This is a genomic window from Psychrobacter sp. CLB018 (genome assembly GCF_041222815.1).
Lineage (GTDB): Bacteria > Pseudomonadota > Gammaproteobacteria > Pseudomonadales > Moraxellaceae > Psychrobacter > Psychrobacter faecalis.
On sequence record NZ_CP166085.1, the window covers coordinates 2348603 to 2371457 of the forward strand.

The 22855-nt window shown below is 43.2% G+C and carries 18 protein-coding genes and 1 tRNA gene; 8 read left to right on the forward strand and 11 right to left on the reverse strand.

Going from position 1 to position 22855, the window contains the following annotated elements:
- Positions 1 to 122 precede the first annotated feature (122 nt).
- From AB8P72_RS09930 to AB8P72_RS09940, 3 genes are all read right to left on the reverse strand, one after another.
- Positions 123 to 821, reverse strand: a complete 699-nt coding sequence (locus tag AB8P72_RS09930) for a DUF2057 family protein (protein WP_369957703.1) — start codon at positions 819 to 821, stop codon at positions 123 to 125.
- A 95-nt stretch (positions 822 to 916) separates the two neighbouring features.
- Positions 917 to 1720, reverse strand: a complete 804-nt coding sequence (gene hda / locus AB8P72_RS09935) for a DnaA regulatory inactivator Hda (protein ID WP_068407080.1) — start codon at positions 1718 to 1720, stop codon at positions 917 to 919.
- A 217-nt stretch (positions 1721 to 1937) separates the two neighbouring features.
- Positions 1938 to 3044, reverse strand: coding sequence for an AI-2E family transporter (locus tag AB8P72_RS09940; RefSeq protein WP_068407083.1), 1107 nt, complete (start codon positions 3042 to 3044; stop codon positions 1938 to 1940).
- 373 nt (positions 3045 to 3417) lie between these two features.
- Here AB8P72_RS09940 and purM point away from each other — a divergent pair, with 373 nt between their 5' ends.
- A complete protein-coding gene (purM, locus tag AB8P72_RS09945) occupies positions 3418 to 4467 on the forward strand; it encodes a phosphoribosylformylglycinamidine cyclo-ligase (protein WP_068407086.1) in 1050 nt (349 codons plus the stop codon).
- 23 nt (positions 4468 to 4490) lie between these two features.
- Complete coding sequence (purN, locus tag AB8P72_RS09950) at positions 4491 to 5168, forward strand: phosphoribosylglycinamide formyltransferase (protein WP_305935535.1); 678 nt, start codon at positions 4491 to 4493, stop codon at positions 5166 to 5168.
- Between the two features lie 141 nt (positions 5169 to 5309).
- Here purN and AB8P72_RS09955 read toward each other — a convergent pair whose 3' ends face one another.
- Together AB8P72_RS09955 and AB8P72_RS09960 are read right to left on the reverse strand one after the other, a co-directional pair.
- Positions 5310 to 6698 carry an NAD-dependent succinate-semialdehyde dehydrogenase gene (locus AB8P72_RS09955; protein WP_068407089.1) on the reverse strand — a complete coding sequence of 463 codons (1389 nt, stop codon included), beginning with the start codon at positions 6696 to 6698 and terminating at the stop codon, positions 5310 to 5312.
- A gap of 372 nt (positions 6699 to 7070) precedes the next feature.
- Positions 7071 to 8060 (reverse strand): LysR family transcriptional regulator, encoded by a 990-nt coding sequence (locus tag AB8P72_RS09960; protein ID WP_068407091.1) that lies wholly within the window; start codon positions 8058 to 8060, stop codon positions 7071 to 7073.
- Positions 8061 to 8806: 746 nt separating this feature from the next.
- On the opposite strand from AB8P72_RS09960, the gene AB8P72_RS09965 reads away from it, so the two are divergent.
- Both AB8P72_RS09965 and AB8P72_RS09970 read left to right on the forward strand, forming a co-directional pair.
- Positions 8807 to 10393, forward strand: a complete 1587-nt coding sequence (locus AB8P72_RS09965; RefSeq protein WP_068407094.1) for an isocitrate lyase — start codon at positions 8807 to 8809, stop codon at positions 10391 to 10393.
- A gap of 284 nt (positions 10394 to 10677) precedes the next feature.
- On the forward strand, positions 10678 to 12372 hold the full coding sequence (locus AB8P72_RS09970; protein ID WP_198328938.1) for a CYTH and CHAD domain-containing protein: 1695 nt from the start codon (positions 10678 to 10680) through the stop codon (positions 12370 to 12372).
- 252 nt (positions 12373 to 12624) lie between these two features.
- Here AB8P72_RS09970 and AB8P72_RS09975 read toward each other — a convergent pair whose 3' ends face one another.
- Entirely contained in the window at positions 12625 to 13164 is a 540-nt protein-coding gene (locus AB8P72_RS09975) for a L,D-transpeptidase (protein ID WP_193032164.1), read from the reverse strand.
- Between the two features lie 155 nt (positions 13165 to 13319).
- Here AB8P72_RS09975 and AB8P72_RS09980 point away from each other — a divergent pair, with 155 nt between their 5' ends.
- Positions 13320 to 14597, forward strand: coding sequence for a hypothetical protein (locus tag AB8P72_RS09980; RefSeq protein WP_193032166.1), 1278 nt, complete (start codon positions 13320 to 13322; stop codon positions 14595 to 14597).
- Between the two features lie 132 nt (positions 14598 to 14729).
- Here the strand turns inward: AB8P72_RS09980 and AB8P72_RS09985 are convergent, their stop codons facing one another.
- Positions 14730 to 15968, reverse strand: coding sequence for an argininosuccinate synthase (locus tag AB8P72_RS09985; RefSeq protein WP_068407105.1), 1239 nt, complete (start codon positions 15966 to 15968; stop codon positions 14730 to 14732).
- 332 nt (positions 15969 to 16300) lie between these two features.
- Here AB8P72_RS09985 and pyrC point away from each other — a divergent pair, with 332 nt between their 5' ends.
- From pyrC to AB8P72_RS10000, 3 genes are all read left to right on the forward strand, one after another.
- A complete protein-coding gene (gene pyrC / locus AB8P72_RS09990; protein ID WP_193032168.1) occupies positions 16301 to 17371 on the forward strand; it encodes a dihydroorotase in 1071 nt (356 codons plus the stop codon).
- 298 nt (positions 17372 to 17669) lie between these two features.
- On the forward strand, positions 17670 to 18353 hold the full coding sequence (gene rnt, locus AB8P72_RS09995; protein WP_369958289.1) for a ribonuclease T: 684 nt from the start codon (positions 17670 to 17672) through the stop codon (positions 18351 to 18353).
- Positions 18354 to 18706: 353 nt separating this feature from the next.
- Positions 18707 to 18782 (forward strand) — tRNA-Glu (locus AB8P72_RS10000).
- Between the two features lie 260 nt (positions 18783 to 19042).
- Here the strand turns inward: AB8P72_RS10000 and AB8P72_RS10005 are convergent.
- The 4 genes from AB8P72_RS10005 to eno form a co-directional block, all read right to left on the reverse strand.
- Positions 19043 to 19657, reverse strand: a complete 615-nt coding sequence (locus tag AB8P72_RS10005; protein ID WP_227678299.1) for a BLUF domain-containing protein — start codon at positions 19655 to 19657, stop codon at positions 19043 to 19045.
- 437 nt (positions 19658 to 20094) lie between these two features.
- Positions 20095 to 20886, reverse strand: coding sequence for a 2-C-methyl-D-erythritol 4-phosphate cytidylyltransferase (ispD, locus tag AB8P72_RS10010; RefSeq protein WP_226928933.1), 792 nt, complete (start codon positions 20884 to 20886; stop codon positions 20095 to 20097).
- A 115-nt stretch (positions 20887 to 21001) separates the two neighbouring features.
- Complete coding sequence (locus AB8P72_RS10015; RefSeq protein ID WP_068407112.1) at positions 21002 to 21310, reverse strand: septum formation initiator family protein; 309 nt, start codon at positions 21308 to 21310, stop codon at positions 21002 to 21004.
- Positions 21311 to 21440: 130 nt separating this feature from the next.
- Positions 21441 to 22757, reverse strand: a complete 1317-nt coding sequence (gene eno / locus AB8P72_RS10020) for a phosphopyruvate hydratase (RefSeq protein WP_193032172.1) — start codon at positions 22755 to 22757, stop codon at positions 21441 to 21443.
- Between the last annotated feature and the right edge of the window lie 98 nt (positions 22758 to 22855).

The window sequence follows — 22855 nt, forward strand, 5'->3', positions numbered from 1 at the left end:
CAATTCGTTTATTAACTGAATAGATAGTAAGTAAGGAAAAAGCACCTAATTTAGGTGCTTTTTTTGTGTTCGCTTTGCTAAAAATCGATAAACGTTAAGCTCTTTCAATAGTTGAACCTATTCTACTTCTCAATCCACTGGCGTATTTTTTCACGCTCTGCTGGCGTTGCTTGTAACCAAAGTTGCATAAACTGATCTAAAGTACTGGTAGAGGCAGCAGCGCTTGTCGTTTGCTGAACTGTGGTCACAGCACCTGTATTGACAGTGCTGGCAGTAGGTTGACCTAACGCAGCAATGGCACGTTGGTTTTGTAGCTCAGCATCATTTGCGCCGCCAAATACACCACCCAATGTTTTACCCAAACCTGATAGCAAACCACCTTGGCTGCCTTCCAAAGCTTGCTGACTGGCAACTACCGTATTATTCTGTTGCACCGCTAGGGTTGGACGCTTGGCATACTCTCTTGCTGCTTCATATTTTTCTGGCTGATTTGGCATAACGAGACGATAGGTCTGATTATCTTTTAATTCAGCCGTCACACTCACATTACCCGAGCGCAAATAATCGTGCTCATCACGGCGCAAGTTATATAAACGATCATATTTAGCGGTAATCGCATGCTGACCAGGCTCTAAGGTAAACGACTTCGTCAGCGGCTGAAACGGGCTTTGCTGGATTTCTTGCCCATTGATAGCGGTCACTTTGATATGGTCATCAACAAGCAGAGTCACTGCCGCGTGCGATAACATAGATACTGAGCCTGCAACAATTAATAAGGAGCCAACAGTCAGTTTTTTTAGCAAAGAAGCGTTTGGTTTCATAAGTTATTCCAAGGATAGTAAAGTAGCGGTATAAAGGGCGTGTCTATGAACATTAAAAACTAATTATTAAAAGCTAAAGGTCAAAAAACGAAAGGTTAAAAGTCGAGCGGCATGGTATGTTGATCTTGATTAGCGACCTCATTGTCACCTTGCGTTTCTTGGGCGATATCAGCAAGCTCGGCGGCGAGCGTCTGCTCATCAATCGTGCGCAGCGCATCGCTAATGACCGCTTTGGATATATTACTACGACCAAGGTTAGAAAACATCGGCTGAATGTAATTTAGGACGTCCATCATAGCGCCGATACGATGCGGCCCTTCGGTGAGTAAATGATTGATAATACGCTCATCAAACTGCCAACCGCGGCGGCGTAAGATAGATTGTAGCAAAGCTTGACGGTCTGCCAAATCATGACCGGTTGGCACTTTAAAGCTTGGTGACTGCGCCAAACGGGTGAGGAGATCTGTTAACTGAAACGGTAATTCGGTCGCAGGTTTGTTGGAGGCAAAAATCAGCTGCCGTTGTCCTTCTCGGCTACGATTAATTAGGTGAAATAAGGCTTCTTGCCATTGGCTGCTTTGCTCAAGCACTTCTAAATCATCAATCGCAATCAAGGAAAAATTTTCTAAAGAAGATAGAACATTGACATCGGTATGAATCAGCTCATTTAATGACAGACAAATCGCGGATTTGTCCATCTCGATAAACGACTCACAGATGGCGGATAATAAGTGCGACTTGCCCGTCTCTGGGCTGCCAAATAGGTACAGCTGACCTATCAGGCCGACATGTAGCTGCCGCACTGCATCGATAATAGACATCCAACCTGGACCGGCAAAGTCGCTGAGACTCGCATCATGCTTAATGTCCAGATTGAGACTTAGCTGTGCTTCTGCCATGAATCATCAACTCGGTTTGCGTAGCGCAATCACTAAAAAGGCTAAACGACTAATATTCTGTAAACTGGCTTTGCTAACTTTCACATTTAGCAAAGCCAACCTAATAACGGTAAATACCGTTAATACTGCGCCTATATATAACATATTTGCAAAATGACTGACAAGTCTTTTACCCATTAAGCCCAATCTATCATTATTCATAGAATGTCTGGGCGATTTATTTTTCTTCAAATAACGCCAATTGTTTACGGCCTTTATAAAAGTCAGTGGATCGATAATAGGCGTACAAATGACGGAATAAGACGTTGAGGACAGCGGATACCGGTAGCGCAATCAGCATACCGACGAAGCCAAGTAAACTCGCCCCTGCCAATACGGCAAATATAACCCATAACGGCGATAAACCGATTTTGTCGCCCAACAATAACGGTTGTAAAATATAACCCTCTGCCGCTTGTCCGACCAAAAACGCACCAACTACTAAGGCTAGATAAGTCCAATCCAGACCAAATTGGAATAAAGAGGCGATAATCGCGGCGATAAAACCGATACCAAAGCCCAAATACGGCACGAAGCTTGCGATACCAGCCACCATACCAATAATCAAACCAAGCTCAAGCCCGATAAGCTGGAGCTGTACGGCATAAATGACGCCCAATAATACCATGACCAATAACTGACCTTTAATAAATGCCATCAAGGCTTGATCGCATTCTTTAGCAATGGCAATCACCTTTTTACAATAAGGCGCCGGAATTGCCATCTTCCAAGTATGCAGACGTTGATCCCAATTAAATAGGAAATAAAAGGTTAAAATCGGCACCAGTACAATCAAGCCAGCGTTGTTAATAAAATTCATACTAGAGGCCAAAATTTGGCTCATCATGCTGCTGGCATCAGCGAACTTATAATTGGTCTGCATATAATCAACCAAGGTATCAGAAAAGCCTTTGGATTCTAATTCTGGCAGACGAATACGGCTGTTATTGATAAACCACTCACGCACGACTTGGTTATACCAATTTAATACTTTGGGCAGATATTCCCACGCCGCTTGCAGTTGATGCCATAAAGTCGGTATTAACCACCAAAGCAGCAGCACCATACCAAGCGTAATCGTCGAATAAACAATAATAATCGCCATCCAGCGCTTGATATATTTTGATAAACGCTTGACCAGCGGATTAAACAAATACGCCAACACAAAAGCCACGACAAACGGCACGATGACCGGCATCATCAAATACAATAAAAATACCGCTATAACAATCGCAACGACGATAAATAAGCGCCGAAAAAAGGGATCTATTGGTTGGTTTATCATTAAGGGTAACCCTACGATTAAGTCAATGTAAAATACTGGCATCTGATGATTTATTCACTGAAATATGTCTTCAGCAACTTTATATTTGTCATGGTCATTAGCAGCGTCATCGTCGTAGGTTTTGCCAACGACTTTGGCGTTCTATTATCGCAGAGTCGAACAAAAAATCAGTCATTTTTTGTTTCTTAATTTTTTATTGCACCTAAGACAGCTTTATTAGCTCTCTTCTGCAAATATCCGCCAAATATTGGCAAGTTGCTTTGCGGCTAAGGGTCATTTTTGGGTATAATGCGCGCACTATCTGCAAAATTAACACGACCGATCCGCTTTTCTACTGACAGACCTTCATTCCTTATAAATTTGTGAGATGACCATGAGTAACAAGCCTTCTTTAAGCTACAAAGATGCTGGCGTTGATATTGATGCCGGCGATGCGTTGGTGCAACGTATTAAATCAGTGGCAAAAGCCACCTCTCGTCCTGAGGTTGTGGGCGGACTTGGCGGTTTTGGGGCGCTTTGTCGTATTCCGACTGGTTATACCTCACCGTTGTTGGTTTCGGGCACTGACGGTGTCGGTACCAAGCTCAAATTGGCCTTGCAATTAAACCGTCATGACACCATCGGTATCGATTTAGTTGCCATGTGCGTCAATGATTTATTGGTTTGCGGTGCTGAGCCATTATTCTTCTTGGATTACTATGCGACTGGTAAGCTTGATGTCGATGTCGCGGCAACTGTTGTGACGGGCATTGGCGAAGGCTGTAAATTATCAAATTGCGCGCTTATCGGCGGCGAAACCGCTGAGATGCCGGGCATGTATCAAGACGATGATTATGACCTAGCAGGTTTCTGCGTCGGCGTAGTCGAAGAAGCGGAAGTCATCACTGGTGAAAACGTCGGCGAGGGCGATGTATTGATTGCCCTTGCTTCAAGCGGCGCGCATTCTAATGGCTACTCATTGGTACGTAAAGTCATCGAAGTCAGCGGCGTTGATGTCACGACAAGCGATGAGCAATTAGATGGTCAGCCTATTCAGGATACACTGATGGCACCGACACGTATTTATGTTAAAGCCATTAAAGCCTTGCAAGATAGCCTTGGTAGCTCAGCCTTACATGCGATGTCGCATATCACTGGTGGCGGCTTAACCGATAACCTGCCGCGTGTACTACCAGATAATTTAGCCGCTAGTATTGATACGAGCAGCTGGCAGTTCTCAGAGCTATTTACGTGGCTACAAACCCAAGGCAATATTGAGCAAAGCGAGATGTACCGTACCTTTAACTGCGGCGTCGGTTTTGTCATCGTTGTACCTAAAGACAAAGCTGAGACGGCCATCAAGACCTTAAATGATGCAGGCGAAAAAGCTTGGAAATTGGGTGAAATGGTTAGCCGTGAAGCGGACGCCGTGGTGTACCGTTAATGCCAGACGACAATTTAAAAAGCATGGCAAAGCAACCCGCTAAGCCGTTACGCGTCGCTGTTTTGGTATCGGGTAGCGGTAGCAACCTACAAGTATTAATCAATGCCACGCAAGCTGGCGCGCTACCGATTGAAATTGTTGGCGTCATTAGCAACCGTGAAGATGCTTATGCCATTACACGTGCCAATGACGCTGCTATTCCAGTCGCCGTCTTATCTCACGTTGCTAGCGGCAAACGCATGGGTATCAAAACCTTTGAAACCCATGCTAATGCTCAATTAACCACTTGGCAGCCTGATGTGATTGTGCTTGCAGGATTTATGCGCGTGTTAAGCGGCTCATTTATCGATAATGCGCCTGCGCCAATGATTAACCTGCACCCTGCTCTGCTGCCTGCTTATAAGGGCCTAGATACCCATCAGCGCGCGATACAAGCAGGTGAACGCCATCACGGCTGTAGTATTCATGTAGTAACTGCAGAGCTTGATGCCGGTGCGGTGTTGACCCAAGCGCTGCTTGAAGTCAATTACAAAGACACTGCGGATAGCCTGCAAGCACGCGTACAAAAAGGTGAGCATCAACTCTTACCGTGGACCCTATTACTGATTGCTAAGGGCATTATTGACTTAGATCATCCGCCTGAGGATACTAAATCATCTTATCTACCGGCTTTACCGTTAAAGCTATGGTTAGATTATTAAGCTTTTTTAATAAACTAAAAAGCAGAATCCATAACGGGTTCTGCTTTTTTATGCTTAATTCAAAGATAATATATAGCAAAAAAACACCTCGTTACTTAATAACGAGGCATTTCAAATGATAAATCTAAAGCAGTTCAATCATTAAGCTGGTTTTTTATTAACCACATGTACTGCTTTAATATTGACAAATTCTTTGATACCAAAGCCACCATGTTCACGGCCATAGCCTGAATCCTTCACGCCACCAAATGGCAGACCTGGATTGACCAAATTATAGCCATTGATATAAACCATCCCCGTATCGAAATGCTGCTGCGCTAAATTGATCGCTTTCTCTTCATCTTTTGAGAATATAGCACCGCCGAGACCATAGCGACTATCATTGGCAATACGGAAAGCATCGTCTTGGTCTTTGGCACGAATAAGCGCGGCAACGGGACCAAATAACTCATCTTTATAAGCAGGTTGATCTGGTTTGATGTTCTCTAAAATCGTTGGTGGGTAAAATGCGCCTGGCTTATCAGGTACTTCACCGCCGATCGTAATGGTCGCGCCTTTATCTACGCTTTCTTGCACTTGCTTGTGCAAGGTATCGCGCTGTTTGCTACTCGACATCGGACCTACGTCAGTTGACTTTTCCATTGGATCGCCAACTTTATAGCTGTTGAATTTTTCGATCACCAAATCTCGGAATTTATCATACACGCTATCGACGACGACAAAACGTTTGGCGGCAATACAGGTTTCGCCATTATTATATAAACGTGCATGGGCGCAAGTTGCTGCTGCTAGATCTAAGTCGGCATCCTCTAACACAATAAAGGCATCATTCGAGCCAAGTTCCATGACCGTCTTTTTCAGTACTTTGGCCGCTTGCTGCGCCACTACTCGGCCAGCGACATCACTACCCGTTAAGGTAACACCGCGTACTTTTTCGTGCTGGATCACTTTTTCAGATTGATCATGATCGATAATCAAGGCACGGAATAAGCCTTCTGGTAAGTCAGATTCTTGCATGATTTTTTCAATCAATTGACCTGAGCCAGTCACGTTGGATGCGTGCTTAAGCAGGATACTGTTACCGGCCATCAAGTTAGCAATGGTATAGCGGAATACTTGGTAGGCTGGGAAGTTCCACGGCTGGATACCATAAATAATACCGATAGGGTCATAGCTGATTAGACCTTTTTTAATGCCTTCGATATCGCGTTCGTCGTCAGCTAGAGCAGCAACGCCTTCACCCGCGGTAAAATCACAAATCGCTTTACATAAATCTACTTCAGCTAAGCTTGCCTCTAAGGTCTTACCACGCTCTTCAGTCATTAGCTTCGCAAGCTCGTCCTTATACTTCATTAGCGTCTCGCCAATCGAGTTAATGACTTTGGCGCGCTCATCGGCACTAACCAAACGCCATTTTGAAAACGCTGCGTGCGAGGCATCGATGATTTTGTTCACTTCATCATCGCTCATATAAGTGTAATTTTTAATGTCTTTACCTGTTGCTGGGTTCACAGTGGTAATATCTGCCATGATAATTGTCCTTATTTATTTGCTTATTATGTAATGGATACTTATTAAACGTGCCATGATGACTAGGAAATACTCTATCATTAAGTGTGTCGATATTATCGAATCACTTAACAATGCTCGTTTTAGTTGTCTTTTTTCTTAATGTCCATTTAGCATAACAAAATGCACCAGCGGTAGTTTTACAAGTTATGAAGAAGTGTGCGTAAGATGTTAATAGTGTGACGCCATTATAAAAACTGACTTTATTTTAAGAAATTAAATTTAAAGAACCTTTTGATTCAAAGAGCTTCTTAATTTAAAAACCTTGATATAAAAATGGAGGCAATAAAAAAACCAGCCCATGATACATGTGCTGGTTTTTTAAAAGTTTTGCTAAAACAAATGGTTAATAACGGGAATTTCTGGCGGCGGATTCTCTTCTTCGGCGACTACTTGCCGTGCTACATGCATAATTAGTTGACGTAACCAACGATGCGCTGGGTGATGCTGTAACAGTGGTGACCACGCCATCGTCAGCTCAAACTCAGGAATAAAGAACGGTGGCTCTTCCATAATGATGCTGTCATTATTGGCCTGCATTCTCGCCACCCGCGTCGGCAAAGTCGCAATCAAGTCTTTATTGGCGGCAAGCATCGCTGGCATTTGATAGTGACGGGTAAAGACGCTGATTTGACGCTTTTGTCCTAGACGTTGCAATGCCTGATCGATAGAACCAAGCCCGCCCGATTTTTCTGGATTAACCCCAAAGCCAACGCCCATACCTGTTTTGGACACCCAAACATGCTGCGCTTTTAGATAGTTTTTTAAGTTAAAACGATTGGCATACGGCCCTTCAGCGGATAACAAACAGCTAAATGTATCGCGCCAAACCAATACTTGGTGGAAACTTTGCGGAATCTCATTAAAACGGTTAATCGCTAAATCTACGCGCCCTTGCTCCATATCGCGATAAGATACGTCAGATGGCGTCAAGAAATCCAAAATCACATTTGGCGCTTCAGAACGTAGCGCTTTGACCAGTTTTGGCACCAAAGTCGCCTCAGCATAATCTGAGGTCATGATACGAAAAACCCGCGAGGTACTATAAGGACGAAACTCAGTACGCGGCTCAAGCACTTGCGTCAAATCTGCTAATATCTCACGAATACGTGGCTGCAGCTCAAGCGCGCGCTCGGTCGGCGTCATACCTTCCGATGAGCGCACCAATAACGGGTCATTAAACAACTTACGTAGGCGCCGCAAAATATTACTCATCGCCGGCTGGGTAATGCCGAGCTGCTCAGCTGCACGTGTGACATTTTTTTCACGCAGTAGTACATCTAAATGTACCAACAAATTCAAATCAACCCGCTGCAAATTCATATCTATTTCTCTTTACCGTAGAATAAATGCCACCACAAGCTTAAAAAAGCGCGGCATCTTCCATTCTATTATTTTACAAAATTGTTTTGCGACTGCTGAAATCAAGCGTTTTTCTATCTAAATAATTTTAATATACGCTTATTATACCCCAGTTTACCCTGCTCAAGCCATTGTTATATCTATACTATAACCAAATGAAATACCCAAGATAATAATCATAAACTAGATAAATCAGGGTAACCTAGCTATAGTGCTTAGCAAGCGCTGATAAGTCATTTTCAAATCTTATGCCATCAGCACGGCTTTTAACGAATCAATGATGCCTGCTATTTTATCGCATTTTTATACTAAAAGATGGACAGAAAACTTATTACGTAAGCCCTATTATGCAAGCCGTTTTTTTATAAATTTGGCGTTTTGCTCGCGGCAGTTTTTAAGGTTGAATTGATGCTATGTACGCTTTAGGGTAATAAGTGGTTTAACTGGCAAGCACATCTTAACTAAAACAGCATCAATTAAATATAAAAAATAAAAGCTGACCAATAAGACAGGTTTTATTTGCTTTTATAATCATTTTCTTATAGTTTAGTAAAGATTGCTCAGGCAAAAGGTTTATATCCCAAACTTTACTTTTGCCAGTGTAGTTCTATCCAAGAATCATTATTTTATCGGCAACACTTATCTGCATATTTTTACTTAAGTAATTTACATCCCCTTTAATCCCCACCCCACCAAGGAGACTATAGATGTCAACTGCATATAAATCAGCGATTGATCTAGTACGTGAACTAAAGCAAAAGCACGGTAACTGGCAGAATATCAGCGAGACTGATGCCGCACGTATGATGATGCAAAACCGTTTCAAAACTGGTTTAGATATCGCCAAGTATACTGCAAAAATCATGCGTCAAGACATGGAAGATTATGACAATGATACGTCTCAGTACACGCAATCTCTAGGTGCATGGCATGGTTTTGTTGCTCAGCAAACCATGTATGCTAAGAAAAAATACTTTGGTACTACCGCTAAAACGTACATCTACCTATCAGGTTGGATGGTTGCTGCCCTGCGTTCTGAGTTTGGTCCACTACCTGACCAATCTATGCACGAAAAAACGTCTGTGCCTAAACTAATCGAAGAAATCTACACCTTCTTACGTCAAGCTGATGCTAAAGTACTAAACGACTACTTCCGTGAGCTAAACGCTGCAGAAGAAGCGGGTCAAGACACTTCAGCTATCCTAGAAAAAATCGAAAACTTCGATTCGCATGTTGTGCCAATCATTGCTGATATCGATGCAGGTTTCGGTAACGAAGAAGCGACTTACTTGCTAACTAAGCAAATGATCGAAGCGGGTGCTTGTGCTATCCAAGTTGAAAACCAAGTATCTGACGCAAAACAGTGTGGTCACCAAGCGGGTAAAGTAACCGTACCGCATGAAGACTACATCGCAAAAATCAATGCGATTCGTTATGCATTCCTAGAATTGGGCGTTGAAGACGGTGTTATCGTTGCTCGTACTGATAGTGAGGGCGCATCACTCACGCAAAAAATCCCAGTATCAAATGAGCCAGGCGACCTTGCTTCTCAATATATCGACTTCCTAGAAATGGAAGAAGTAACCATCGAAGAAGCAAAAGAAAATGACAGCCTTCTTAAGCACAACGGCAAATTGGTTCGTCCTAAGCGTCTAGCTAACGGTCTATATCAGTTCCGCGAAGAAACCAACATCGACCGCGTCGTACTTGACTGTGTAACCGCTCTAGAAAACGGTGCTGATCTACTATGGATCGAAACACCTACTCCAGACGTAGAACACATCAAAATGATGGTTGACCGTATTAAAGAAGAGCAGCCAAAAGCGAAGCTTGTATACAACAACAGCCCATCGTTCAACTGGACGCTAAACTTCCGTAAGCAAGTTATCGCTCAGTGGGAAGAAGAAGGCAAAGACGTATCAAGCTACAACAAAGACAACTTGATGAGTGCTGATTACGACGGTACTGAGCTTGATGAAGCTGCTGACATCGCTGCGAAGAACTTCCAACGTGACGCATCACGCGAAGCGGGTGTCTTCCATCACCTAATCACGCTACCGACTTACCACACAACTGCACTTAGCGTTCATGAACTTGCTAAAGGCTACTTCGGTGAAGAAGGTATGCTTGCTTATGCAGCTGGCGTCCAACGTAAAGAAATCCGTGAAGGCATCGCTTGTGTTAAACACCAAGCAATGGCGGGTTCTGACCTTGGCGATGATCACAAAGAAATCTTCTCAGGTGAAAACGCCCTTAAAGCTGGTGGTGGCAAAAACACCATGAACCAGTTCTAATGTCCGATTACTTATAAGTACATTTTATAAGTAGCCGATATAAAAAAGCCGTCCTACTTAGTAGGGCGGTTTTTTTATGGACTTTAGAAAATTTCCCTGTATACAAACGATAACGTTATTAAAAAACGATTTAATTAATAGCCATTAAATTTTTTTAACAGCTATTTAGTATCCGCTAATTAGCCAAAGTAAAACTTTTACTTGTCATTGTTCGATAGCTTTCATACGATGGTAATTACTTAACAGGTATTACCAATCATTCATAACTATAATCGGGAGCCATCATGCAAGAGATTGAGCTAAAGTTTTTGGTACCAGAGTCGCGACTAAAAGGTTTGATGCGCCAAGCGAATATTAAATCCTCACAGCTCACGCAGCTGGCCGCGCATTATTATGACACTCCCGATCAGCAGCTCGCTAAAGCGGGTATTGGCTTACGTATTCGTCAGGAAGGCGATGCGTGGGTGCAGACCATCAAAGCAGGTGGCGACGGTATTGCAGCGCGTTTAGAGCACAATGCGGTACTAGATAACAAACAAGTCCAAGCCATGTTGGACACCAATACCCTTATGCCTGATTTGAACATTTATCAAGACTCTCCCATTGCCTCTGCTCTAGAACCATTTAAATTAACGAAACTGGCTAAAACGCTCACCCGATTATATGTTACCGATGTCAAGCGTATAACGCGATTGCTCACAGATAATAGTGATAAGGACAGCAGCAATCAGATTGAAATGGCATACGACTGCGGAGCAATTATTCACGGTAACGATGATACTCAGCGCGATAGCATTCAAGAAATCGAGTTTGAGCTGATATCAGGCGATGTAGATTTTTTATTTACGACTGCCAAAAACTGGTGCCAGCGCCATAAACTCTGCTTGTCGACAGTGACCAAAGCCGAGCGCGGAGGTTTGTTAATTACGGGGCAACAACATAGCCGAGCGGTTAGCGCCAATCTTAGCGATCTAACTGACGATAAAGACAGCAGCAGGCCGGCATTTATACGGGCAGTCGTACATAATTGCCTATTGCAAATATTACCCAATAGTAGCGCCATTGTCGCAGGCAGTACGGACAATGAGCATGTTTTACAATTGCATAACGGCATTCAGCGCTTACTTACCGCGCTTAAGCTATTTAAAGGCTTCTCTGATGAGCTCAATCCTGATTGGGCAATCATCCTTAAACAAACGGCGACTTTACTGGCTGATTATCGCAAGTTTGCTTATCTTGCCAGTCATATCGAGCCCTATTTACAAGCGCATGAGGCACCAAGTGTTGATTGGTCGGCAGAAATTGAAGCGGCGAAAATCACTCCTATCGATGCGGTACGTGCCAATGATTTGCAACTGACGTTGCTTGAGCTAATAGCCTTTACCATGAGTGACCCCAACCTTGAACCACAGGCAGATAAACGCGCCGCTCATAAGCTTAGAAAAATATTGGACAAACGCGATAAAAAATTGCTGAAAGCTGAGAGGAAACTCGATGAAGCTATGAATGCTAAAGCGGATAGCACAGATTTAGATAGTGCGAGTTTAGAAGGCGTTAACTTAAAAGGCGTTAATTTAGAAAGTAGAGAGCCGCAAAGTCTGCAGGCGCAGGATATAGACTTGCCAGCCAAGGACGAAAAACAAGCCCAGTATAAACTGTACCGTCAGCTTGAAAAAATGCGCTATGTTAGTGAATTTGCAGCGCCTCTAATTGACAATGAAAATCTCAAAAATAAAAAGCTTAGCACTAAAAAGTCTGAAAAGAAAAGTAAGCGCTTCCTAAAGCGTCTCGTAAAAGCACAGCAAGCGCTTAGGCAACAACTTGATACCAATTATTATCAGCAGTGCTATCAATATAAAGCGAGCACAGACTCCGATGCCTTGTACGGCGCAGGCTGGTTAAACGCCTCTTTAATAGATGCACAGAAAAAGACCAAAAAGCGCTTAGCTAAGCTTAAATCTGCAGATAAGTTTTGGTAATAATACTGAGACTAGTTTTTTAACATCATAACGCCAATCTCAACTTATCGTAGGCTTTTGATTTTTATAGAATTTAAAATTCTAATTGTTTTAACTGAAATTTTAAAAAATAAGTAAACCAATACCTTAGAAAAATAAGTTGAGAGTGGGGTCATCATATGTTATTTATATTTGACTTTTACATAATTCAAAAAAAAGACAGCTACTAACAAGTACGCTGTTTTTTTTAAACGCGATATTTTGAAGTAAATATCAATGAGCAACAATGGTCACGGCTACACCCTCGATAACTTGCTCATATAACTCCAAAATATCTTCATTGCGCATCCGTATACAGCCGTGCGAGAGCGGTACGCCCATTGGTTCGCTGTCTGGTGTGCCGTGAATATAAATATAACGCTGATAGGTATCGCAGCCGCCGTGAGCATTGCTGCCTTTATTCAGTCCCTCTTCAAGACCGCTCAGCCATAAAATACGGCTTAATATCCAATCGCGTTCAGGATGCAGTTTACCAAGCTCTGCACTATAGACCTCGCCTGTCGGTTTGCGTCCCACAAACACCGCGTTCATGGGTTCACTGCCGCCGATTTTTGCCGCGATAACGTGCTTACCAAGGGGTGTGCAGCCGCTATCTTGCTGGCTGCCAATGCCGTTTTTAGCGGTCGATACCGTATATTGAGTCATTTGTTTATTGTGCTTATATAGCGTTAACGTTTGCTGAGCAATGTTAATAACCAGTCGCACATCAGATTTTTCGTTAAAATTTTCTTTAAATTCTTCATTATTTGTCATAAGGTTTTCCAGTGCTCATAAATCTACAGTAGTTATTATCGACTGCGTTGAGAATAAATGGCGAGCAAAATGTTTGCGTTTTTCTATTATTAAGGGATTGTATCAAGGCTTTTGGCACCGTAATATAGGGGCACACTTTTTGATGCTAGCAGATTATGACGACTATTTCACCGACACGTGTGTCGATGTATGATTTTCTCTATCAAGATACCAAGCCGATGGTGTCATTATTGGCAGACGCCGCTAAGCTGTCATTACCGCAAGCGCGTTTGGCGATGGATGCGAGTTTGCAAGCGATTATCAGCGCCTTACTTGCTTATCAGCAGCATAACGATGGCCAAGCAGTGAGTAAAAAACTGTTTACTCGTACCGCCGTCAAAGAACTACGCCGATATAATTCAATGAATTTTTCGACCATCAATGCGACTTTATATTATCGCCAAGAGGTGGCCGATGCGATTTTTCATGAGAATGCGCGCGTGATTAAAGCCAGCGATTACATTGCTGAGCAGATTGACGCAACATCACCGCAAGTGCAAATACTACTCACCTCTTTATGCGTGATTGTCTTACGTGAACTGGCGATTTTAGCAGAATATAGCCAGCTTGATAATGAGGAGCTGGACAAATGGTTCGCCTTGCAGCCGCAGTTTTTATCCGTCGAGCGTTTTGTGGCCAATAAGCCAACGTCTGCCAAACTGGCTGAATCTAATGAAAATGAAGCAACAACCACTTCTACAGAAGCTGCTTTACAACCTGACTTAAAGACAGAAGTAAAAAACACCACAGAACGCACTTTATTAAGCACAGCGCAGCTCGCTGATACCCCGCCCGCTTTTGATCCTTATTGGCACGAGTTGACGACATTTAAACCTGAAAACCATGAGCCTGTCCAAGACATGCAGCTAGCGACGGGCAATTATTTAAAGGTCATTGGGCGCTCACCTGCGAATGCTCAGCAAGGCAAACATAATGACTTATTGGTGTTTGCCGAAATGTCGGCCATAAGCTTGCCACACCAGCGTTGGCTGTTGCAACTGGCGAAAATTTCAGAAATATATTTGCAGCGTAACCGCCTACGCATCACCTCGGAGCCTGCCAGCGCACCCAAACCGCCTTTGGTAAGCTTAGGTCTAATTGGCGGCAATAACGACAATACGCCGACCACCACCAGCGAAAAGCCGATTGAATACGACGCGCCTATACCGCTTTGGAAAAATCCGGTTATCCTAATCATTATTGCGGTTATTGGCGTACTTGGCGGGCTAGCAGCGCTCAAATATCAAAGCCAAAAATCTGACGGTATCAAATTGGCCACAGAAGAAGTCATCGAGCAAGATCTTATCAAGGAGCGTCAACAGCAAGATGTGGCAATTGTTATGATGGAAGACGATGAAGATGGTGCTAAAGAAACCAAAGAAGCGGCTCAATAAGAATAATTCATAGATAAATTTTGAAGTAGACGAAAATAGTCGAACAACCCTTGAAAAAACAAAAAAAAGGCGCTAACTTATTAGCGCCTTTTTTTATTCATACTTTATTTAGAACAATCTAAAAAGATATGCTTACTTCGATAAATCACGACCACGGCTGGCTTCAATCGCCAAACGTAGACCATTTAAACGGATGAAACCTTCGGCATCTTTTTGATCATAAGCACCGGCATCATCTTCAAAAGTGGCGATTTTTTCATCAAACAATGAATCATCTGACTTACGGCCGACGACGCTAACCGCACCTTTGTATAATTTGACGCGTACGGTACCGTTGACATATTCTTGTGATTTGTCAATCAAGGCTTGTAACATCATACGCTCAGGGCTAAACCAATAGCCGTTATAGATAATTTTAGCGTAACGTGGCATCAGCTCATCTTTTAAATGCGCCGCTTCACGGTCAAGGGTTAATGATTCGATACCGCGGTGGGCTTTTAACATAATGGTACCGGCTGGGGTTTCATAGCAGCCGCGTGATTTCATACCGACATAACGGTTTTCGACGATATCCAAACGGCCAATACCGTGCTTACCGCCAATCTCATTCAGCTTAATCATTACTTCATAAGGCTTAAGCGCTTCGCCATCGATGGCAACGATATCACCTTGTTTGTATTCTAATTCTAGATATTGCGCTTCGTCAGGTGCTTCTTCTGGACTGACTGACCAGCGCCACATATCGTCTTCTGCTTCGGCGTATGGGTCTTCTAAGATGCCGCCTTCATAAGAGATATGCAGTAAGTTGGCATCCATTGAGTACGGAGATTTTTTCTTATTGCCGGCATAATCGATAGCGATATTATGTTCTTCGGCATATTTCATCAAGCTTTCACGGCTTGATAAATCCCACTCACGCCACGGCGCAATGGTGACCACGTCAGGTGATAAAGCAACGGCACCAAGCTCAAAACGTACTTGGTCATTACCTTTACCAGTCGCACCATGACTGATAGCATCAGCGTTATGCTCTTTAGCAATTTCAACCAAACGCTTGGCAATCAAAGGACGCGCGATAGAAGTCCCGAGCAGATACTCGCCTTCGTAAATGGCATTGGCGCGGAACATCGGGAACACATAATCGCGGGCAAACTCTTCACGTAAGTCTTCGATATGGATATGCTTGATACCCATCGCTTCAGCTTTGGCACGCGCCGGCTCAACTTCTTCACCTTGACCGATGTCAGCGGTGAACGTAATCACTTCTGCATCATAGGTTTCTTGTAGCCATCTGGCGATGATTGAGGTGTCAAGACCGCCGGAATAGGCCAAGACGATTTTATTAATATTTTTTGGATCAAGCTGAGCCATGAATAACTCCTAATATAAGAATTTATTATCGAATACATTTAATGAGAAATAAAAATGCGCAGGATAGGATGAAATAAATAAAAAATAGATTGCCTGCTCAGTGTACATCATATTTACGAGCGGCAAAAGTATCAGCGCCATTCGGTGCTAGGTTTTCACCGAAAATTAGCATGAATGCATACATAGGCGCTGGTTACTTATCAACGAAATCATAACGCTTTTATGTACAGATATTTCGCCGCATATTTAGTCAAGTAGGCAAATCTGTTATGATAGCAGCTCAGCTAGACTCCCTTTTACTGCCGTATAAAGATATAGAGCGCGAAGATACTATGACCGATTCGATTAGAGAATTAACCCTGCTGCAGCCAGATGATTGGCATATTCATTTGCGCGATGATAAAGCGTTGGCGACTACCGTTCCGCACGCCGCCCAAAGCTTTAACCGCGTTATCTGTATGCCAAACTTGGTACCGCCTGTTAAAAATATCGATGCGGCGCAAGCCTACCGTGAGCGCATCCTGCAGCATTTAGCAGCAAGCGATTTGAGTGCGGAGCGTAAAGCAGCTTTTGACCCACGCATGACCTTGTATCTTACTGATAACACCACCGCTCAGGATATCGAAATGGCGGCAAAATCAGGTATCGTGCAAGCGGTCAAACTCTACCCTGCTGGCGCAACGACCAACTCTGCCGACGGTGTCACCGATATTAATGCCTGCGTCGATGTTTTTGAAGCCTTAGAAAAATACAATCTACCACTACTGTTACATGGTGAAGTCACGCATGACCATGTCGATATCTTTGACCGTGAAAAGCGCTTTTTAGACGAAGTATTGGCGCAAATCATCGTCAAATTTCCGACGATGAAAATTGTGCTAGAGCATATCACCACCAGTGATGCCGCCGATTTTGTTTTAGAGCAAGGCAATCAAGTAGCTGCGACCATTACGCCGCAGCACTTAATGTTTAATCGCAATCATTTATTGGTCGGTGGTATCAAGCCGCACTTTTACTGCCTGCCTATTTTGAAGCGTGAAAGCCATCAAAAAGTATTGTTGGATGTCGCTACCAGTGGCAATCCAAAATTCTTTTTAGGCACAGATTCGGCGCCGCATGCAACAAACGCAAAAGAATCGGCTTGCGGCTGTGCTGGCTGCTATAGTGCTGCTAATGCCTTACCGCTATACGCCACTGCTTTTGATAGTGTGGGTAAAATAGATAAGCTTGAAGGATTTGCCAGCCGCTTTGGCGCCCAGTTCTATGGTTTGCCATTAAATGGCAGCACCATCAAATTGATAAACACGCCGATGCAAGTACCGACCAATTACCCTTATTTTGATGGCGCGTCGTTAACGCCCCTATTGGCTGGTGAGACGTTACCTTGGTCTATTAAAGCTTAATAGCGACAATGTAAAATTGTCTGCCTGCATTTATTTCTATCCTATGCTAGGTCTGCACTTTTTCTAAAACGCCAATTCGCTTAGCAAAAGTAAACCTCCTATCATGGGATATGTGTTTTTTATTTAATTCAATACCACAGCACGACTGATAAAAGCGATTTAACCTGATATGACCACTCAAAATGATGCCGGCTTACCTAGAAACAATTTGGCTAATACGGAAAATGCCTGTCTTACTACTACCTCAAGCTCAAGCGCTACTGCCGATAGTAACGGCGCAACAGATGAACAAGCACCCATGCGCTTAAAAGAGCGTTTTCGTAAGTTTTTGCCTGTTGTCGTCGATGTCGAAACCGCAGGCTTTAATGCGCAAACCGACGCCTTATTAGAGATTGCTTGTATTCCTGTACTACTTGATGAGCAAGGCGTGTTTTATCCAGGAGAGGCATTTAACGCCCATATCGAGCCTTTTGAGGGCGCAAATCTTGAGCCAAGCGCGCTTGCCTTTACCGGTATTGATCCTAATAATCCACTGCGTAAAGCCATTGCCGAAGATGAAAAAACGGCGCTGCGCCGTATTTTTAAAGGCTTAAAAGAAGTACGCCGCACTGAGGACTGCCGTCAATGCGTTTTGATTGGCCATAATGCCCATTTTGACTTAGCGTTTTTAAATGCGGCAGTGTTGCGTACCAACAGCAAAAACCATAATCCGTTTCACAACTTCTCAGTTTTCGATACCGTGACGCTGTCTGCATTGGCATTCGGACAAACGGTACTCGCGCGTGCTTGTAAGGCTGCTGGGCTTGATTTTGATGGTAATGACGCGCATTCAGCGCTCTATGATACCCAAAAGACGGCTGAACTGTTTTGTCATATTTTAAATAGCTACCCGATGCTCGCGAACGCTATCCATAACGAGCAGGAAAATACCGAGACAGCCGCTAACAGCACTGTCGATAGTAACGCTGACGACGCCAAGTAAAATAAAGCATACGTCCTTTGCATTGTTAAACTCAATGAATAGTGTTATCTATAGCTAATCACCTATTATGGATTAGGTGAGCTTAACAAAAAGGGACTTTGCTATGGAACCACAGGTTAAATTATGGGCAACCATTATCGGTTACATGCTACTGGCGTTAACCATTAGCGCTTGTACGTCGTTGTGGATTCGGCATCATTTAAAACGAAAAGACCTACATCCACGGCGCGCGCTTAAAAAAAGATACTTAATTTCAAAAAGACGTCGAAAAAGGCTTGACAGCAAGCGCGGTCGCCATTAAAATACGCACCACTTCAGCATAAATGGTGAAAGCAGCTGAAGCGTTGTTACTAGTCCCCATCGTCTAGAGGCCTAGGACACCGCCCTTTCACGGCGGTAACGGGGGTTCGAATCCCCCTGGGGACGCCACTATTTGGCGTCACTTATTAGCAAATTTGCTGTACGGCATCAATAAGACTAATAAGCGTACCAGCAAAACCCTGCTCATAGAAATATGAGTGGGGTTTTTTTATGCCTATTTGTTTTTCACGAAAACCTATCTGTCTTTCATCAATATTTATAAATACTCATAAATAAATCGAACGTGATTTATATTATTTTCTCGCAGCAAAAAGCCAGCACTGAATGCTGGCTTTTTAAATATCTATGCGCTAATTATTTACAACAATTTACCAAATCTTATCGGCTAACATCAACCAAAGCAGCGCCAATACGATTAAGCCCGCTAAGACGCTTTGAATTAAGAAAAACGCTTGATGCTGACCGACGACTTTACCTAAGGTCACCCCTAGCGTACTGTATTTTATCGGCTGGGTATCAAGCTCACCAGTCTTTTCTTGGTCTTCATAATAACCTTGCAGAATATCTAAAAATTGCTGCCAGCCATTAACTTCCCAAGTATGGGGCTTAAATGGCATAAAAGATTTTAGCTTTGGCTCATTCATCATCCAGCGCTCAAGAGTGATCGAGCGTAGCGACCAACCCGCAAAACGGCGCTCAGCAATCGCCGAAAAATCCAATATTTTTAAATCTTTATGTCGATCATCGACCAACAAGCGATTTTTCAGATTGGTCAATGCTTGCTCTGACCCTTCTACACATTGAAAAAAGTAGCCATTGCCGTAGCAAAGGATACCGCTAATGTTATCGGCTTGATTACGCTCAATCGCGACCTCTGCGATGTCATTAAGCGTACTCGCACTTGCAAGACCAGTCGACGTAATGTGGCTCAGATATACAAGCTGGCAGAGATCTGGCGTTACTGGATTTGTCGAATCATTCACTGTTGACAATCAGCTTCTCCCTATTATCAGGTAAATGTAGCTAAGACAACCATACTCATTTTAGAAAAAATAGAGCAACAAGGCATTTAGAAGTAACAAATTGGCTTGTTATATTATTGATTTATAAATGTTTATATTAATTGTATTAAGTTGGTTACATCATAGGCTAATTTCGTCATCAAAGCAATATATGTTTATTTCAAATGACTACTTATTAATACTAAACGTTGCTTTAATAAGATTTATATTCAACATATAGCATAAATAAATGCTTTTTTATTCAACAGTCGGTCTAAAATCTTAGAAAAATAAAGATGAAAAATGGATGCTATGAGAAGAGTCATCTCAATTTAGAACTTGAGAATAGAAAATTTATAGTGAAATACTTAGCAGGGGAAAGAATGAGAAATGCAAATAGTGACGGTGGTGAAAATCTTTTAAGACAATTGGGACTGGGCGTTAAGAATCGCGGTAAGCAGGATGGCGTCGTCAGGATAGGTAAGTTTAATGTTCTGCCGATTGCCAACGACCAAACGAATTGGCAGCGCTAAGTACTCAAACGCGCTTGCTTCATCGGTGATAGCAAGGTCATGCTCTTCAACATACGCCAACACTTCCCGCAGCTTAGCTAAGCGAAAGACTTGCGGCGTTTGCGCTTGCCACATATTACTACGCTCAAGCGTACGTTCAACATAAGAATGCTGTTTACCTTTAGCGCTATTAATAGCTTCGGAGACAGCGCTAGCGTGCTTATAGGACGCTGTATAGGATTGTTTTAGGGTATCGGCAACTGGGGTCGCTAAGATAGCGCCATACGGCTCTTGCAGCGCGGCTTTAATCACTTTATCAATATCTTGTTGAGGCACCGCTGGACGCGCGGCATCATGGATAAGCACCAAGTCTGAGTCATGCGCACCTGCCCTAATAAGCGCCTCTACCCCTGCTTGCACGGATTGCCAACGCTCTGCTCCACCGCTCGTATATTCAATAGGCAATGCAAAATTAAGCGTCTGCGCCGTATGATCATCTTTTGCAATCACCAATAAACACTGATCAATATAACGACTGCTCGCAAGCCGTGCCACGCTATGTTGTAACAAGGTCTGCCCTTGTAGCTTGGTATATTGTTTGGCGATTGATGCACCAAAACGACTACCGCGACCCGCAGCGACAATCATGGCATGTATATGTGGTGTGGTATTCATAAGGTGGTTTTGATTGATACTCATGGTCAGATTCCATGATGATATGACTGGATTGGATAAAAAGGAAGTTAAAAAAAATCGTACTTTAAATATAAGCAGAAAAAATTATAGGTAATCGTTTATTTTGGAGTAGATAGAATCAATAACGGCTATGGGTTGTCGGCGCTGTTGATACTTGTACAAAGGTTTCATTTGGCTTAATCAAGCCTAAATCTAAACGCGCGTGTTCCTCTACCGCTTCAAGGCCGGTTTTTAGATCATGAACGTCCGTACGCAGCAAGTTATTTGCCGCTACTTGATTGTCATTTAAACGCTGTTGTTCTTCAATCTGGGTCAATAATTTATGATGCTCAAATTGACCGTTTTCACCCAGCCAATACTGGTATTGCAGCCCTAACAGTACAGCGACCGCTAAAGCAAGTAAGATAAATTGGCTAAAGTATTTCATAAAGTATTAACGCCAAGTAATAAAGAGATAATAATTAAAACAAAAATCTGATTAAATTAGGCGCTATATCATCCTGTGAATGACAATATAGCGCTTAGCTTTAAGCCTAACTTTTCAGCTACTCAGCTGATTAGCCACGTAGACCGATAAACTCTTCACGGCCACGGTAGCTTGCACGTACTTGTTGCTCGATACGTAGTAGCTGGTTGTATTTCGCGACACGGTCTGAGCGGCATAGTGAGCCAGTTTTGATTTGACCCGCTGCTGTACCAACTGCTAAATCTGCAATAGTGCTGTCTTCAGTTTCACCTGAACGATGCGAGATAATCGTTGCATAGCCATTTTTCTTCGCTAGATAAATCGCATCTAGGGTTTCTGACAAGGTGCCGATTTGGTTAAACTTAATCAAAATCGCATTGGCAATGTGTTTATCAATGCCTTCTTGCAAAATAGCAGGGTTGGTCACAAACAAATCATCGCCAACCAACTGGACTTTATCACCAATCTGCTCAGTTAGGTATTTCCAGCCATCCCAATCCGACTCATCAAGACCGTCTTCGATAGAGATAATAGGATATTGACGCGTCAAGCCTACGAGGTAATCTGAAAAACCTTGGCTATCAAAGGATTTATTACCCTCGCCTGCCAAAATATATTGACCATCTTTATAAAACTCACTGGCAGCACAGTCTAGAGCCAAATGGATATCATCGCCTGCTTTATAACCGACTTGTTCAATCGCTTGCATGATCACGGTGATGGCTTCTTCGTTGCTACGTAGGTTTGGGGCAAAGCCGCCTTCATCACCGACCGCGGTATTTAGGCCCTGTGATTTTAATACTGATTTTAAGCTATGGAAAATCTCTGTCCCCGCACGCAGCGCTTCTGAAAAGCTGGTAAAACCAACCGGCTCAATCATAAACTCTTGGATATCAACGGTATTGTCTGCGTGCTCGCCACCGTTCAAGATGTTCATCATCGGTACTGGCATGGTTAATGATGTCTGATTGCGCAAGTTTGCAATATACTGATGCAATGGCAGGCTTTGCGACTTAGCAGCTGCTTTTGCTGATGCTAAAGACACCGCCAACATGGCATTAGCGCCAAGGTTGTCTTTATTTTCTGTACCATCGAGCGCAATCATAGCGTCATCAATCGCTTGCTGTTCGGTGACGTCTTTGTCCATCAGCGCGCTACGAATTTGGCTATTGACATTGGCAACGGCTTTTTTGACGCCTTTACCCATATAGCGACTTTGGTCGCCATCACGTAGCTCAAGCGCTTCACGTGAGCCCGTTGAGGCGCCACTTGGGGCAGCAGCACGGCCAATCGTGCCGTCAGCTAAGATGACATCAGCTTCAATCGTTGGGTTACCGCGCGAGTCTAAAATCTCACGAGCGCGAATGTCTATAATTGCGGCGACGTTGGTGGTTTCTTCAGCGTACATAATGTCTGTTAATTCCTATGGTCATGCCAAGTTTGAGGGATAAATAACGGCAACTACAATACAAAAAAGGTAAAACAAAATATCGTATAGCACTTATA

What these genes read in the sequence shown, in the direction of transcription:
- AB8P72_RS09930 (WP_369957703.1), bottom strand. Translation starts at nt 821, where the DNA reads ATGAAACCAAACGCTTCTTTGCTAAAAAAACTGACTGTTGGCTCCTTA.
- hda (WP_068407080.1), bottom strand. Translation starts at nt 1,720, where the DNA reads ATGGCAGAAGCACAGCTAAGTCTCAATCTGGACATTAAGCATGATGCG.
- AB8P72_RS09940 (WP_068407083.1), bottom strand. Translation starts at nt 3,044, where the DNA reads ATGATAAACCAACCAATAGATCCCTTTTTTCGGCGCTTATTTATCGTC.
- purM (WP_068407086.1), top strand. Translation starts at nt 3,418, where the DNA reads ATGAGTAACAAGCCTTCTTTAAGCTACAAAGATGCTGGCGTTGATATT.
- purN (WP_305935535.1), top strand. Translation starts at nt 4,491, where the DNA reads ATGGCAAAGCAACCCGCTAAGCCGTTACGCGTCGCTGTTTTGGTATCG.
- AB8P72_RS09955 (WP_068407089.1), bottom strand. Translation starts at nt 6,698, where the DNA reads ATGGCAGATATTACCACTGTGAACCCAGCAACAGGTAAAGACATTAAA.
- AB8P72_RS09960 (WP_068407091.1), bottom strand. Translation starts at nt 8,060, where the DNA reads ATGAATTTGCAGCGGGTTGATTTGAATTTGTTGGTACATTTAGATGTA.
- AB8P72_RS09965 (WP_068407094.1), top strand. Translation starts at nt 8,807, where the DNA reads ATGTCAACTGCATATAAATCAGCGATTGATCTAGTACGTGAACTAAAG.
- AB8P72_RS09970 (WP_198328938.1), top strand. Translation starts at nt 10,678, where the DNA reads ATGCAAGAGATTGAGCTAAAGTTTTTGGTACCAGAGTCGCGACTAAAA.
- AB8P72_RS09975 (WP_193032164.1), bottom strand. Translation starts at nt 13,164, where the DNA reads ATGACAAATAATGAAGAATTTAAAGAAAATTTTAACGAAAAATCTGAT.
- AB8P72_RS09980 (WP_193032166.1), top strand. Translation starts at nt 13,320, where the DNA reads ATGACGACTATTTCACCGACACGTGTGTCGATGTATGATTTTCTCTAT.
- AB8P72_RS09985 (WP_068407105.1), bottom strand. Translation starts at nt 15,968, where the DNA reads ATGGCTCAGCTTGATCCAAAAAATATTAATAAAATCGTCTTGGCCTAT.
- pyrC (WP_193032168.1), top strand. Translation starts at nt 16,301, where the DNA reads ATGACCGATTCGATTAGAGAATTAACCCTGCTGCAGCCAGATGATTGG.
- rnt (WP_369958289.1), top strand. Translation starts at nt 17,670, where the DNA reads ATGCGCTTAAAAGAGCGTTTTCGTAAGTTTTTGCCTGTTGTCGTCGAT.
- ispD (WP_226928933.1), bottom strand. Translation starts at nt 20,886, where the DNA reads ATGAGTATCAATCAAAACCACCTTATGAATACCACACCACATATACAT.
- AB8P72_RS10015 (WP_068407112.1), bottom strand. Translation starts at nt 21,310, where the DNA reads ATGAAATACTTTAGCCAATTTATCTTACTTGCTTTAGCGGTCGCTGTA.
- eno (WP_193032172.1), bottom strand. Translation starts at nt 22,757, where the DNA reads ATGTACGCTGAAGAAACCACCAACGTCGCCGCAATTATAGACATTCGC.